Origin of the sequence: Pseudomonas sp. TR47 (genome assembly GCF_044143025.1) — a bacterium.
In the GTDB taxonomy this organism is placed as follows: Bacteria; Pseudomonadota; Gammaproteobacteria; order Pseudomonadales; family Pseudomonadaceae; genus Aquipseudomonas; species Aquipseudomonas putida_E.
Genome location: NZ_JBHFCS010000007.1, coordinates 50,142 through 64,223 on the forward strand (window position 1 = coordinate 50,142; position 14,082 = coordinate 64,223).

At 62.6% G+C, this 14,082-nt stretch carries 11 protein-coding genes; 4 read left to right on the forward strand and 7 right to left on the reverse strand.

Annotated features, from left to right (window positions below; translation table 11 throughout):
* The first annotated feature begins 26 nt into the window (after positions 1-26).
* The gene (locus ACEWE8_RS09855; protein ID WP_039603670.1) at positions 27-1,574 is read left to right on the forward strand and encodes an AmpG family muropeptide MFS transporter; all 1,548 of its coding nucleotides are present in this window, start codon (positions 27-29) and stop codon (positions 1,572-1,574) included.
* Between the two features lie 62 nt (positions 1,575-1,636).
* Here ACEWE8_RS09855 and ACEWE8_RS09860 read toward each other — a convergent pair whose 3' ends face one another.
* The 3 genes from ACEWE8_RS09860 to ACEWE8_RS09870 all read right to left on the reverse strand — a co-directional run bounded on the left by ACEWE8_RS09860 (position 1,637) and on the right by ACEWE8_RS09870 (position 4,543).
* Entirely contained in the window at positions 1,637-2,881 is a 1,245-nt protein-coding gene (locus tag ACEWE8_RS09860) for an MFS transporter (protein ID WP_046784867.1), read from the reverse strand.
* A 221-nt stretch (positions 2,882-3,102) separates the two neighbouring features.
* On the reverse strand, positions 3,103-3,945 hold the full coding sequence (locus ACEWE8_RS09865; protein WP_046784866.1) for a mechanosensitive ion channel family protein: 843 nt from the start codon (positions 3,943-3,945) through the stop codon (positions 3,103-3,105).
* A gap of 112 nt (positions 3,946-4,057) precedes the next feature.
* Entirely contained in the window at positions 4,058-4,543 is a 486-nt protein-coding gene (locus ACEWE8_RS09870; RefSeq protein ID WP_046784865.1) for a YajQ family cyclic di-GMP-binding protein, read from the reverse strand.
* A gap of 102 nt (positions 4,544-4,645) precedes the next feature.
* On the opposite strand from ACEWE8_RS09870, the gene ACEWE8_RS09875 reads away from it, so the two are divergent.
* The 3 genes from ACEWE8_RS09875 to ACEWE8_RS09885 are packed head-to-tail and all read left to right on the forward strand — an operon-like array spanning position 4,646 to position 8,199.
* On the forward strand, positions 4,646-5,563 hold the full coding sequence (locus ACEWE8_RS09875) for a putative 2-dehydropantoate 2-reductase (protein WP_046784864.1): 918 nt from the start codon (positions 4,646-4,648) through the stop codon (positions 5,561-5,563).
* A 37-nt stretch (positions 5,564-5,600) separates the two neighbouring features.
* Positions 5,601-7,631, forward strand: coding sequence for an ATP-binding protein (locus tag ACEWE8_RS09880; protein ID WP_046784863.1), 2,031 nt, complete (start codon positions 5,601-5,603; stop codon positions 7,629-7,631).
* 1 nt (position 7,632) lies between these two features.
* Positions 7,633-8,199 (forward strand): cob(I)yrinic acid a,c-diamide adenosyltransferase, encoded by a 567-nt coding sequence (locus ACEWE8_RS09885; protein ID WP_046784862.1) that lies wholly within the window; start codon positions 7,633-7,635, stop codon positions 8,197-8,199.
* A gap of 42 nt (positions 8,200-8,241) precedes the next feature.
* On the opposite strand, the gene ACEWE8_RS09890 is transcribed toward ACEWE8_RS09885, so the two are convergent.
* From ACEWE8_RS09890 to secA, 4 genes are all read right to left on the reverse strand, one after another.
* A complete protein-coding gene (locus ACEWE8_RS09890; protein WP_046784861.1) occupies positions 8,242-9,186 on the reverse strand; it encodes a Nudix family hydrolase in 945 nt (314 codons plus the stop codon).
* On the reverse strand, positions 9,183-9,815 hold the full coding sequence (locus tag ACEWE8_RS09895) for a glutathione S-transferase family protein (RefSeq protein ID WP_046784860.1): 633 nt from the start codon (positions 9,813-9,815) through the stop codon (positions 9,183-9,185). Before ACEWE8_RS09895 ends, ACEWE8_RS09890 begins: the two co-directional genes overlap by 4 nt.
* A 119-nt stretch (positions 9,816-9,934) precedes the next feature.
* Entirely contained in the window at positions 9,935-11,152 is a 1,218-nt protein-coding gene (argJ, locus tag ACEWE8_RS09900) for a bifunctional glutamate N-acetyltransferase/amino-acid acetyltransferase ArgJ (protein WP_046784859.1), read from the reverse strand.
* A 187-nt stretch (positions 11,153-11,339) separates the two neighbouring features.
* Positions 11,340-14,075, reverse strand: a complete 2,736-nt coding sequence (secA, locus tag ACEWE8_RS09905) for a preprotein translocase subunit SecA (protein ID WP_046784858.1) — start codon at positions 14,073-14,075, stop codon at positions 11,340-11,342.
* Positions 14,076-14,082: the final 7 nt, after the last annotated feature.

Consider the following 14,082-nt stretch of genomic DNA (forward strand, 5'->3'; position numbering starts at 1 on the left):
CGCAAACTTGAGGCAGATGTTGGCCCATGCCCCGTAAAACCTGGCGCGCTGCGCTCGCTGCCTATGCCAGCCCGTCAACCCTGGTGCTTCTGCTGCTCGGCTTTGCTGCCGGTCTGCCCTACATGCTGGTGTTTTCGACCCTGTCGGTGTGGCTGCGCGAAGCTGGCGTGGCGCGCGAAACCATTGGCTATGCCAGCCTGATCGGCCTGGCCTATGCCTTCAAATGGGTATGGTCGCCGCTGCTCGATCAATGGCGGTTGCCGCTGCTGGGTGGGCTGGGTCGCCGGCGCTCGTGGCTGTTGCTGTCACAGGCACTGGTGGTGATCGGCCTGGTGGGCATGAGCCTGTGTGACCCTCAGCAACATCTGTCGTGGCTGATCGCTTTGGCCGTGCTGGTCGCGTTCGCGTCTGCCACCCAGGACATCGCTGTCGATGCCTATCGCCTGGAGATTGCCGACGATCAACGCCAGGCCGCCCTGGCCGCAAGCTACATGGCCGGTTACCGGATCGCTGCGCTGCTCGCCACTGCTGGCGCCCTGTTCTTTGCCGAATGGTTCGGCTCCACCGGTTTCAGCTACCTGCACAAGGCCTGGGCCGGCACTTACGTACTGTTCGGCGTGATGATGCTGCCTGCGCTGTTCACCACGCTGGTGATGCGCGAACCTCCCGTACCATTGCGCACCCAGTTGTCGGCAGCGCGCTATGGGCTTATTCACCAGTTGGCCTCGGTGTTTGTGCTGATCATCCTGCTGGTGTCGGTACCGGCTAGCTTCACCCAGCTGTTCAACACCGACTGGGCCAGCGTCATCTTCGGCGATGCCACACCACTGGACCTGCTGCTCGAAGACCGCGCCTTCTTGCGTCTTATCCTTTATGTGCTGCTGAGTTGGGCGTGCCTGTCGAGCATGGGCCGTCGCGGCCTGGCGCCAGTGCTGACGCCAGTCAACGACTTCATCACCCGCTATCGCTGGCAGGCCCTGCTGCTGCTGGGCCTGATCGCCACCTATCGGATGTCGGACACGGTGATGGGCGTCATGGCGAACGTGTTCTACATCGACATGGGCTTCACCAAGGACCAGATTGCCAGCGTCAGCAAGATCTTCGGCCTGATCATGACCTTGGTGGGCGCAGGTGCAGGTGGGCTGCTGATCGTGCGCTTCGGCATACTGCCGATCCTGTTCATCGGCGGTGCGGCCTCGGCGGGTACCAACATCCTGTTCCTGATGCTGGCCGACATGGGGCCAAATCTTCAGATGCTGGTGGTCACCATTTCGCTGGACAACTTCAGCTCGGGCCTGGCGACATCGGCATTCGTCGCCTACCTGTCGAGCCTGACCAACCTGAAGTTCTCGGCCACGCAATATGCCCTGCTCAGCTCGATCATGCTGCTGTTGCCACGCCTGATCGGCGGCTATTCGGGGGTGATTGTCGAGAAGTTCGGTTATCACGACTTCTTCCTGATCACCGCCCTGCTGGGTGTACCGACCTTGATCCTGATCGCCTTGCAATGGCGACAGGAAGCGGGCCGCGGGAAACAGGCACCGGTGGAGAACTCGGCAACCGAGCAGCCCTGAGGGAGACTCGCGGCCTGTACCCGCCCCATCGCAGGCATGCCGGCGATGGGGCCAGGCAATCGCTACTGAGCGACAGCACCCTCATCAGGCCGGCCACCGACCACAAACCACAACGGCCAGAGCGCCAGCGCCCCCGCTACACCTGCCGCCAAGGCAAAGTGCATCAAGCTCGCCCCCGCCCCGATCATTGCCATGAGCGCCCCGCCCAAGCCCAGCAAGGCGATGGTGATCATCCCCAGCATCGCAGACACCAAGCCTTTGCTCTGATCGCTGGAGAACAGCGTCATGCGGTACAGCACCGCATTGGCCACGCCCAGGCCCAGCGCATACAGCGACATGCCCGCCACCACGCTGGTCACGGTGGGCCAGTACCAGGTGGCAAGCACCATCAGGCACAAACCTGCCAGGTATGGCCACAGCGCACCGCGCACCAGCGCCGGCAGCGGATAGCGGTCAGCGATGCGGTTGATGATCAGGTTGCCCAGGATCAGCCCACCGAATACTGGCAACTGCCACAGGGCGTATTCCATCGTGCTGAGCCCCTCGTCGTGGATCAGCAATACCGGTGACAGGCCGATCCAGCCGATCAGCGGCAGGCCCACCAGGCCCAACGCCGCGCTGCCGGCGACGAAACGCCGGTTGGCCAGCAGCTGGCCATAGCCCGCCAGTAGCGGCAGCAGGTGGATCGGCGTGAACGCCAGGCGTGAGCCGTCGCGCCGCTCCACGCCCAAGGTCTCGGGCATCAAGCGGTACAGCAGCCCCCACACCAACACAGCGCCAACGGCGAACGCCACGAACAGCCAGCGCCAGTCCAGCCATTGCAACATCAGGGTACCCACCAGCGGGCCGAGCAGTGGCGACAGCAAGGCAATATTGGCCAGCAACGCCATCATCCGCACCGCATCGGCCTCGCTGAACGCTTCGTTCAGGGCCGGGTAGCTTACCGTCACCACAAAGCCCAGGCCGATGCCTTGCACTAGCCGCAGCAGGTTGAAAAGGCCAATGTCCTGCACCCAAAAGGTGGCCAGGCAAGCCGCACCAAAGAGCGCGCAACCGGCCAGCAGCAGTGGGCGACGACCATAACGGTCAGCCAGCGGGCCGATCAGCCACTGCAGCACCACACCACCGAGCAGGTACAGGTTCAACGCGTGAGGGATGTATTCGGGGCTGGCGTTCAGATGGTCGACCACCACCGGCATGGCTGGCATGACGGCGTCGCTGGCCAGGTAGGTCAGCAGTTCGAATAGGGCCAGGGTCAGGCCGAACAACAGGGCTCTGAGAGGGGTGATGTACAGCAATGGTTTCATGGTGGGGTATCGGTGCAGAGGCAGGTGGGGTCAGGCTATATGCCAGAAATGACGCGGCTTGGCTGTGAACAAGTGTAAATACAAGGGGCCGCTGCGCGCCCCAATCGTCGGCAAGCCGGCTCCTCCAGGCCCACTGCAAGCATCAGGCGCAGTGCATACCTGTTAGAGCCGGCTTGCCGGCGATTGGGCCGCACAGCGGCCCCCATGGTGCAACCTCAGCGTTACTGCGCGGCAGGCTCCTGGACCACACGAATCACCCGCTGCGGGAACGGAATGTCGATTCCTTCGGCCTTCAAGCGATCACGCGCATGTTCATTGAGCATGAACAGCACATCCCAGTAATCGCTGGTCTTGGTCCACAGGCGCAAGGATACGGTGATAGAGCTGTCACCCAGCGTCGCCACCACGGCCTGCGGCGCCGGGTCGGGCAACACGCGAGGGTCCTGCGCAAGCTCCAGCAGTACGTTGCGGGCCTTCTGTAGGTCGGCCTCGTAATCCACACCTACGTCGAACACCACCTTGCGCGTCGGCTGGCGGTTGGTGTTGGTGATGATGCCGTTGGACAGGCTGCCGTTAGGCATGATCACTGTCTTGTTGTCACCGGTGCGCAGCACAGTGTGGAAGATCTGAATGCTGTCCACCGTGCCCGCCACACCCTGCGCCTCGATCCAGTCGCCGATGCGGAACGGGCGGAACATCAGGATCAGCACGCCACCGGCAAAGTTCGCCAGGCTACCCTGCAGGGCCAGGCCGATGGCCAGGCCGGCGGCACCGATGGCAGCGACGAAGGAGGTGGTTTCGATGCCGATCATCGAGGCCACACTGACCAGCAGCAGCACCTTCAGCACGATGTTGGCCAAGGTGCTGATGAAGCCCTGCAGCGCCAGGTCGGCGTTACGCAGACCTACCAGTTTGCCCAGGCGGGCGCTGACCTTGTTGATGATCCACCAGCCGACCGCCAGGGTCAGCAGTGCCAGCAGCACACGGCTGCCGTACTCCATGATCAAGGGGATCCAGGTCTGCGATTGGCGGACCAGCTGATCGACTTCAGCGTTCAAATCCATGTTCATCTCCTGATGCCGAACGGCAAGTACACGGTAAAACCGGCCGCGAAAAATTCAGCGGCCATGGCCCCCATGGACATCATTGCGCCATCGGGGTTCCTGGCAACAAGGATCAGTCGCGGAAGTTGTTGAACTGCAGCGGCATGTCGAACTCTTTGGCACGCAAGGCAGCGATGGCCTCTTGCAGGTCATCACGCTTCTTGCCGGTCACGCGCACCTGCTCACCCTGAATGGCAGCCTGGACCTTGAGCTTGGCATCCTTGATGTGGGCGACGATCTTCTTGGCCAGCTCTTTGTCGATGCCTTCGCGGAACTTGGCCTCCTGCTTCATTTCCTTGCCCGAGGCGTAGGCGTCTTGGGTTTCCAGGCATTTCACGTCGATCTTGCGCTTGACCAGCGCCAGGCGCAGGATCTCGATCATCGCTTCGAGCTGGAACTCAGCCTCGGCAGTCAGCAGCACGGTCTGTTCCTTTTCCTTGAACTCGAAGCTGCCCTTGCCCTTGAGGTCGTAACGACGGTCGAGCTCCTTGATGGCGTTTTCGACGGCGTTCTGCACTTCGTGCTTGTCCAGTTCCGATACCACGTCGAACGAAGGCATGGTTGTTCTCCATAAAATAAAAGCGCGCTCGGTCTGAAGATGGAGCGCGTCGGGGTTTGAAGGTTAAAATGCGGGCTTATTATAACGGGTTGCGAAACGCAGATGAGCAGCACCTGGCATATTCTCGGCGCCGGTAGCCTCGGCACCCTCTGGGCTTGCCGACTGGCACGTGCCGGCAAGGCGGTGCGCCTGATTCTGCGCGATCGGCAGCGGTTGCTGGCCTATGAACAGACTGGCGGCCTGACGCTGGTCGAACAGGACCACGCCAATCATTACGCGATCCCTGCCGAAACAGCCGATACCAACGGGCCGGTGCACCGCCTGCTGGTGGCCTGCAAGGCCTACGACGCAGCACCTGCGATCGCACGGCTGGCCCCGCGCCTGGCCGCTGGCGCGGAAATCGTGCTGCTGCAGAACGGGCTGGGCAGCCAGGACGAAGTCGCCGATCAGGTACCGCTGGCCCGCTGCATCTTCGCCTCCAGCACCGAGGGCGCATTCCGCGAGGACGACTGGCGGGTACGCTTTGCCGGCCACGGTTTCAACTGGCTGGGCGACCCGGCCAACCCCGCGGCGCCAGAGTGGTTCGACGAGCTCCATGACGCCGGCATCCCGGCTGAATGGACCGTCGACATACTTACCCGCCTGTGGCGCAAGCTTGCGCTCAATTGCGCGATCAATCCGCTGACCGTGCTGCATGACTGCCAGAACGGCGGGCTGCTGGGGCACCTGAGCGAAGTCGATGGGTTGATCGCCGAACTCGGCGAACTGCTGGGACGGTGTGGCCAACCCGAAGCCGCCGATAATCTGGGCGAAGAAGTACAACGGGTGATCCTCGCCACCTCAGCCAACTACTCTTCGATGTATCAGGATGTGCGCGCAGGCCGGCGTACCGAGGTGCATTACCTGCTTGGCCATGCCTGCCGCTCAGCCGCGCGCCATGGCATGGTGCTGCCTGGGCTGGAACGCCTGCACCAGCGGCTGGTCGATAACCTGCGTGCACGTGGCTTGCCAAGCGCCTGACGCGCCCTTTCAACCGGATACGGACATTGCCTAGCCCATGACCTTGCGCCAACGCCTGGAAAACCTCCCGGTCGGGCAGAAGCTGCTGGCCGCCCTGCTGGTACTGCTGGTGACCATCCTGCTGGTGGCCAACCTGACGTTCATCAGCGCCGCCTACTGGATCACCCAGGAAAGCATGGCGCCGCAAGCGTTGCAGACCATCGGCCGCCTGGTCGCCAACCCTCAGCTGGCAGCACGCGCCGGCGAATCCCAGGACACTGCCACGGCGCTGCTCAAAGAGCTGGACAGCTATACGCCGCTGCGCGCTGCGGCGGTCTATGGTGGCGATGGTCGCATGCTGGCCCAATTGCAACATGGCGACCCGCTGGCCCTGCCCAAGCGCTATCGAAACATCGACGGCTGGCGCCTGATGGAATTTCGCAGCACCCAACTGATCCGTATCCCCCGTGATGCCAGCCCGCCCGCGCACCTGCTGCTGGTGGCCAGCAGCGAACTGCCAACCGCGTTCTACACCGGCACCCTGAGCGCCAGCCTGGCGATCCTGGTGTTCAGCATCCTGCTATGGCTGGTCATCGCCCGGCAGATCAAACGCCTGATCACCCAGCCGATCAATCAGCTCGAAGAACTCAGCCGCCAGGTCACCCGTGAAGAAAGCTACGCGCTGCGTGCCAAAAGGGGCAACGACGATGAGATCGGCAGCCTCGCCGACGCTTTCAACACCATGCTCTCGCGCATCGAGGCGCGCGAGCAGCAACTCAAGCGCACCCGCGACGAATTCCAGGACGCTTACGATCAGGCCCAGGGCCTGGCCGAGGAAACCCGCCACACCAACCGCAAGCTGGAACTGGAAGTCCAGGTGCGCAGCAAGATCGAGAAAAAGCTCACGGGCTTTCAGAACTATCTCAACAGCATCATTGACTCCATGCCCTCGGCGCTGATCGCCCTCGACGAGCAGCTTTATGTCACCCAGTGGAATCACGAGGCCACGGTGCTCTCCGGCACGCCGCTGGACGAAGCGCTGAACCAGCCGATCTTCATCGCTTTCGAGCCGCTCAAGCCGTTCCTGCCGCAGCTCAAGGAAACCGTGGAAAAACACCGTGTCGCCAAGATCGAGCGGGTCACCTGGGCCAAAGGCGAAGACACACGCCACTACGCCCTGACCTTCTATCCACTGATGGGTGGCGGCGGCCGCGGCGTGGTCATCCGCATCGACGACATCACCCAGCGCCTGTCGCTGGAGGAAATGATGGTGCAATCGGAAAAGATGCTCTCGGTCGGTGGCCTGGCGGCCGGCATGGCACACGAAATCAACAACCCGCTGGGCGCGATCCTGCACAACGTGCAGAACATCCGCAGGCGACTGTCGCCGGAGCTGCCGCGCAACCAGGAGCAAGCCAGCGAGCTGGGCATCGACCTGCCCAGCGTCAATCGCTACCTGGAAAGCCGCGAGGTACCGCAACTGCTCGATGGCATTCAGCAGGCCGGTGCCCGGGCGGCCAAGATCGTCACTCATATGCTCAGTTTCAGCCGCCGTAGCAACCGCCAACTGGCGCCCTGCGACCTGCCGGCATTGATCGACCAGGCCGTGGAAATCGCCGGTAACGACTTCGACCTGACCATCGGTTTCGATTTCAAGGGCCAGGCCATTGTCCGCCAGTTCGACCCCAACCTGGGGCCGGTGCCGTGCACCGCCAACGAGCTGGAGCAAGTGCTGCTGAACCTGCTGAAGAATGCCGCCCAGGCCATTCACCAACGGCCTCAGCCCAGCGAGCCAGGAAGGATCACCTTGCGTACCCGGCTCAGCCCGCCGTGGGCCGAGATCCAGGTCGAGGACAACGGCGTCGGCATGCCCGAAGCGGTCCGCAAGCGCACCTTCGAGCCCTTCTTCACCACCAAGGAAATCGGCCAGGGCACCGGGCTCGGTTTGTCGGTTTCCTACTTCATCATCACCAATAACCACAAGGGGCAGATGGAAGTGCAGTCCACGCCCGGCCAGGGCACCTGCTTCACCCTGCGCCTGCCCCTCGGCCAGCCGTCGGCAGCGGCCCCGAACCAGACGGAGACATGACATGGGCTATCGCCTGTCGAAGATTTACACCCGCACCGGTGACACAGGTGAAACCGGCCTGGGCGATGGGCGCAGAGTGCCCAAGGACCACCCGCGGATCGAGGCAATTGGCGAGGTGGACAGCCTTAACAGCCAGCTTGGGCTGCTGCTGGCCGGCCTTGCAGAGCAAGGTCTGGATGAGGTCAGCGAGGTTCTGGCGCCATGCCAGCACCGCCTGTTCGACCTGGGCGGCGAGCTGGCGATGCCCAGTTACAAGGCACTGAACGAGGTCGAGGTGGAACGGCTTGAGGCTGCCATCGATGGGTGGAACGAGGAACTGGGGCCGTTGACGAACTTTATCCTGCCCAGTGGATCGGCGCTGATCGCCCAGGCGCACGTCTGCCGAAGCCTGGCACGCAGTGCGGAACGACGCTGCCAGCAACTGAATGCGGTTGAGCCGCTGGAAGGCGTGGGGCTGGCGTATATCAATCGCCTTTCCGATCTGCTGTTTGTGGCGGCGCGGATCATCGGGCGGCGGCAGGGGGTTGCCGAGGTGTTGTGGCAGGCTGCGGACAAGCCAGCAGGCTGACACCGCAAAGGGGCTGCCTGGCAGCCCCCTGCGACGGCCGCCTCAGGCCTCAGGCCAAAAGGCCCGAATCCCGGCAACACCTTGCGCCCCGGTTTGCCAGGCCCGCTCACGCTCGCCTGGCCCAACACCACCGAGCAGGAACACCGGCTTGCCGAACCCGGCAATCAAGCGCTGAGCCTCATCCCAACCCAGCGGCGAGGCCTCAGGATGCGTCTGCGTCAGCTGCACTGGCGAGAGCGTGACGAAATCCACACCCATCTGCTCAGCCAGTGCCAGCTCTTCAGCACTGTGACAGGACGCTGCCAGCCAACGATCTTTAGGGAAAGGCCGGCCCTTGGCGGCGTATTTGCGCAGTTGCGCAGCCGTCAGGTGCCAGCCTGCCGCGGGGAAGTCGCCCAACCACTCCAGCGGCCCCTTGAGCATCAATTGCGCCTTGCCCGCACATAGCCCCACCGCATCCACCGCCACATCGCGGTACTTGGGGTCGTACATGTCCGGCGCACGCAACTGGATCAGGCGGATGCCGGCGGCGACAGCCTTCTGGATGCCCTTGAGCATCTCGGGCACGTCCAGGCCGTCCGGGGTGATCAGGTACTGATCGGGCAAGCGCGCGGCGGCCACGATCGGCTTGTTGGCCTCGGGGAACTCATACTGTGGCAATTCCCTCGGCGACACCCAGGCCAGCGGCTGCCCTTCAGCCCCGTGGGGTTCACCGGTGAACGCTTCGACCTCACGGACATCGAGCAACACCTGTTTGTCCGGGTAGTCGTGGCTGACTTTGATCAGCGCCCGTGAACGGGTCACTACGATACCCAGCTCTTCGCGAAGCTCGCGAGCCAGCGCCGCTTCGACGCTTTCGCCCTCCTCCACCTTGCCGCCAGGGAATTCCCACAGGCCACCCTGATGCTGGCTGTCGGCCCGTCGGGCAATGAGGATGCGGCCGTCTGTACCGCGAATCACCGCTGCTGCTACATGAATCCGTTTCACCCTTCACGCTCCGCCAGGCCTGCTTGCTGCCAGGCCTTGAAGGCCGGCCATTGGTAAATGGTTTCGATATAGCTCGCAGCCTGCGCTGGCACCTCTACACGGTAAGTACGCAGGCGCACGGCAACCGGGGCGAAGAAGGCATCGGCCAGGGTCGGCTTGCCGAACAGGAACGGGCCGCTGTCCTTGGCCACCAGGCGGCATTCGGACCACAGCGCGACGATACGGTCGATATCCACTTGCACATCCAGCGGGATGTTTTCCAGCGCTTCGTCCCGGGACAGATCGAAGGGCATGGCGCCACGCAGGGCGAAAAAACCGCTGTGCATCTGCGCACAGGCCGAACGGGCCTGGGCACGGGCTGCCACATCGACAGGCCACAAGTGGGCCTCGGGGTGGCGCTCGTTAAGGTATTCAGCGATGGCCAGGGAGTCGGCGATCACCCCGTGCTCGGTCTTGAGCAGCGGCACCTTGCCGGTGGAGGAGAACGCGAGAATGCGCTGACGGGTGTCGGGCTGGTTGAGTTTGATCAGGGTTTCTTCGTAGGGAACGCCGGCCAGCTCAAGGGCCAGGGCGCCGCGTAGCGACCAGGAAGAATACAGCTTGTCGCCGATGATCAGGTGATAGCTCATGGGTCGGCTCCGATGATGTGGCAATGTCGGTGGCCTTGGGGCTGCTGTGCAGCCCATCGCCGGCAAGCCGGCTTCCACAGGTGGCTGCGAGCAGGCTTTTCGGCGATTAGGCCATTGGATCAGGTACGGTATTCGGCGTTGATCTTCACGTACTCGTGGGACAGGTCGGTGGTCCAGATGGTTTCGCTGCACTGGCCACGGCCCAGCTCGATACGGATGGTGATCTCTTCCTGAGCCATCACTGCCGAGCCCTGCTCTTCGGTATAACTCGGGCTGCGGCCGCCTTTGCTGGCGATACACACATTGTCGAGGTACACGTCGATCAGGCTTACATCCAGCGCAGGCACCCCAGCGCGCCCTACGGCAGCAAGGATACGGCCCCAGTTCGGGTCGGAGGCGAACAGCGCGGTCTTGATCAGCGGCGAGTGAGCGACAGCGTAACCGACATCCAGGCACTCCTGATGGTTGCCACCGCCATTGACCTGCACGGTCACGAACTTGGTAGCGCCTTCGCCGTCACGGACGATGGCCTGGGCCACTTCCATGCACACTTCGAACACCGCCTTCTTCAGCGCTTCGAACAGCGCGCCGCTGGCCTCGGTGACTTCCGGCAGGCCCGCTTTGCCGGTGGCGATCAGCATGCAGCAGTCGTTGGTCGAGGTGTCGCCATCGATGGTGATGCGGTTGAACGATTTGTTGGCACCGTCGAGCATCAGGTCCTTGAGCACGGCCGGGGCAACTTTGGCGTCGGTAGCGATGTAGCCGAGCATGGTGGCCATGTTCGGGCGGATCATGCCGGCGCCTTTGCTGATACCGGTAACGGTGACGGTCACGCCTTCGTGCTGGAACTGGCGGCTGGCGCCCTTGGGCAGGGTGTCGGTGGTCATGATGCCGGTGGCGGCTTCAGCCCAGTTGTTTTCCGACAGGTTGTCCAAAGCGGCCTGCAGGGCACCTTCGATCTTTTCGACCGGCAGCGGCTCACCGATCACACCGGTGGAGAATGGCAACACCGACTCGGCAGGCACACCGGCCAGTTCCGCCAGCTTGGCGCAGGTACGCTCAGCAGCGGCCAGCCCCGGCGCGCCGGTGCCCGCGTTGGCGTTGCCAGTGTTGGTCAGCAGGTAACGCACAGTGCCCTGAACGCGTTGCTTGGCAAGGATCACCGGTGCTGCGCAAAAGGCGTTGAGGGTGAACACGCCTGCCACGCTGGAGCCCTCGGCGCAGCGCATGACCACCACATCCTTGCGCCCTGGGCGCTTGATGCCGGCAGAAGCGATGCCGAGTTCAAAACCCGGAACCGGGTGCAGGGTGGGCAAAGGACCAAGACCAACAGCCATTAGAGCGCTCCTAGAAAAACGGTGAAGTGATGAGGAAAGAGCGGGGCCGCTTCGCGCCCCATTCGCGGCACAAGGCCGCTCCTACAGGGACCGCGCCAACCGGTGGGCGAGCGCGATATGTGAGAGCGGCCTTGTGTCGCGAAAGGGCCGCAATGCGGCCCCAGGCTTTTACAAACGTCTGTTCAGATCACTCGATCTGACCATGGCAATGCTTGAACTTCTTGCCCGAACCACACCAGCACGGCTCGTTGCGGCCCAGCTTCTGATCGTTGCGCACCGGGGCAACGGCGACTGCCACTTCGGCACCTTCTTCGCTCAGTTGCTCGCTCTCAAGGCCTGGCGCAGGGGCGTGCTGGAACTGCATGCGGCTGGCCAGTTCTTCGGCTTCGCGGCGCAGGCGGGCCTCTTCTTCGACCGGGTCTTCGCGGCGTACCTGAACGTGCGACAGCACGCGGATGGTGTCGCGCTTGATCGACTCGAGCAATTCCTGGAACAGGGTGAAGGATTCGCGCTTGTACTCCTGCTTCGGGTTCTTCTGCGCATAACCACGCAGGTGAATGCCGTGGCGCAGGTGGTCCATGGTCGACAGGTGGTCTTTCCACAGGTCGTCCAGCACGCGCAGCAGGATCTGCTTCTCGAAGGTGCGCAGGGCGTCGATGCCGGCCTGGTCTTCCTTCTCGTTGTAGGCGTCGGTGATTTCCTTCAGCAGCTTCTCGCGCAGGGTCTCCTCGTAGAGGTGATCGTCCTCGTCGAGCCACTGCTGGATAGGCAGCTTGATGGCGAAGTCGCTGGCCAGCGAAGCCTCCAGGCCGGCAACGTCCCACTGTTCGGGCAGCGACTGCGGCGGGATGTGCTGGCTGATGGTGGCATCGAGCACTTCCTGACGGAACTCGGCGATGGTGTCACCGATGTTTTCGGCAGCCAGCAGGCTGTTGCGCATGTGGTAGATCACCTTGCGCTGTTCGTTGGCCACGTCATCGTATTCGAGCAGTTGCTTACGAATATCGAAGTTGCGCCCTTCGACCTTGCGCTGCGCCTTTTCGATGGCGTTGGTGACCATGCGGTGTTCGATGGCCTCACCGGACTGCATGCCCAGTGCTTTCATGAAGTTCTTCACCCTATCGGAGGCAAAGATACGCATCAGGCTGTCTTCCAGCGACAGGTAGAAGCGGCTGGAACCCGGGTCGCCCTGACGGCCGGAACGGCCACGCAGCTGGTTGTCGATACGGCGCGATTCGTGGCGCTCGGAGGCGATCACGTGCAGGCCACCGGACTCGATCACCTGCTGGTGACGCTTCTGCCAGTCGGCCTTGATCTGGGCAATCTGCTCGGGGCTTGGGTTCTCCAGGGCGGCCACTTCGGCTTCCCAGTTACCGCCCAGAAGAATGTCGGTACCACGACCGGCCATGTTGGTAGCGATGGTCAGTGCACCCGGAGCCCCCGCTTGCGCGATGATCTCGGCTTCCTTTTCGTGGTACTTGGCGTTCAGGACCTTGTGCTCGATGCCTTCCTGCTTCAGCAGGTTCGACATGTGCTCGGAGGTTTCAATGGTCGCAGTACCCACCAGAACCGGACGGCCCTGGGTCATGCTTTCCTTGATGTCGGCAATGATCGCGGCGTACTTCTCGTCCGCGGTCAGGTACACCAGGTCGTTGAAGTCCTTACGCGCCAGCGGCTTGTTCGGCGGAATCACCATCACGTTGAGGCCGTAGATCGACTGGAACTCGAACGCTTCGGTGTCGGCGGTACCGGTCATGCCGGACAGTTTGGTGTACAGACGGAAATAATTCTGGAAGGTGGTCGAAGCCAGGGTCTGGCTCTCGGCCTGGATGTTCAGGTTCTCTTTCGCCTCGATGGCCTGGTGCAAGCCTTCGGACAGGCGACGGCCAGGCATGGTACGGCCGGTGTGCTCGTCGATCAGCAGGACCTGACCGTCCTGAACGATGTACTCGACATTGCGGTGGAACAGTTTGTGCGCACGCAGGCCGGCATAGACATGAGTCAGCAGGCCCAGGTTGTGCGACGAGTAGAGGCTCTCGCCCTCAGCCAGCAGGCCGGACTGGGTGAGCATCTCTTCGATGAACTGGTGACCGGCTTCGTTGAGCTCGACCTGACGGCTCTTCTCGTCGATGGAGAAATGGCCTTCCTGGGTGACCTGGCCTTCGACTTCTTCGATGTGCTGGGTCAGGCGCGGGATCAGGCGGTTGATCTCGATGTACAGCTTGGAGCTGTCTTCGGCCTGGCCGGAGATGATCAGCGGCGTACGGGCTTCGTCGATGAGGATCGAGTCGACTTCGTCGATCACGGCGAAATTCAGTTCACGCTGGAACTTCTCTTCCAGGCTGAAAGCCATGTTGTCGCGCAGGTAGTCGAAACCGAACTCGTTGTTGGTGCCGTAGGTGATATCGGAGGCATACGCAGCGCGCTTTTCCTCTGGCGGCTGGAAGGCCGAGACGATGCCTACGGACAGACCGAGGAATTCGTACAAAGGGCGCATCCAGTTGGCGTCACGGCGGGCCAGGTAGTCGTTGACAGTGACCACGTGCACCCCTTTGCCGGAAAGGGCGTTGAGGTAAACGGCCAGGGTACCGACCAAGGTCTTGCCTTCACCGGTGCGCATTTCTGCGATCATGCCCTCGTGCAGGGTCATGCCGCCGATCAGCTGCACATCGAAGTGGCGCATGCCCATCACGCGCTTGCCGGCCTCACGGGCCACGGCGAAGGCTTCAGGCAGCAGTTGGTCCAGTGTCTCGCCTTTGGCCAGACGCTCCTTGAACTCTGCGGTTTTGGCGCGCAGTTGCTCATCGGAGAGGGCGACCATTTTCTCTTCGAAGGCATTGACGATGTTCACCGTCTTGAGCATGCGTTTGACTTCACGCTCGTTCTTGCTTCCAAAAAGTTTCTTTAACAAAGGCGCAAACATATCGGCA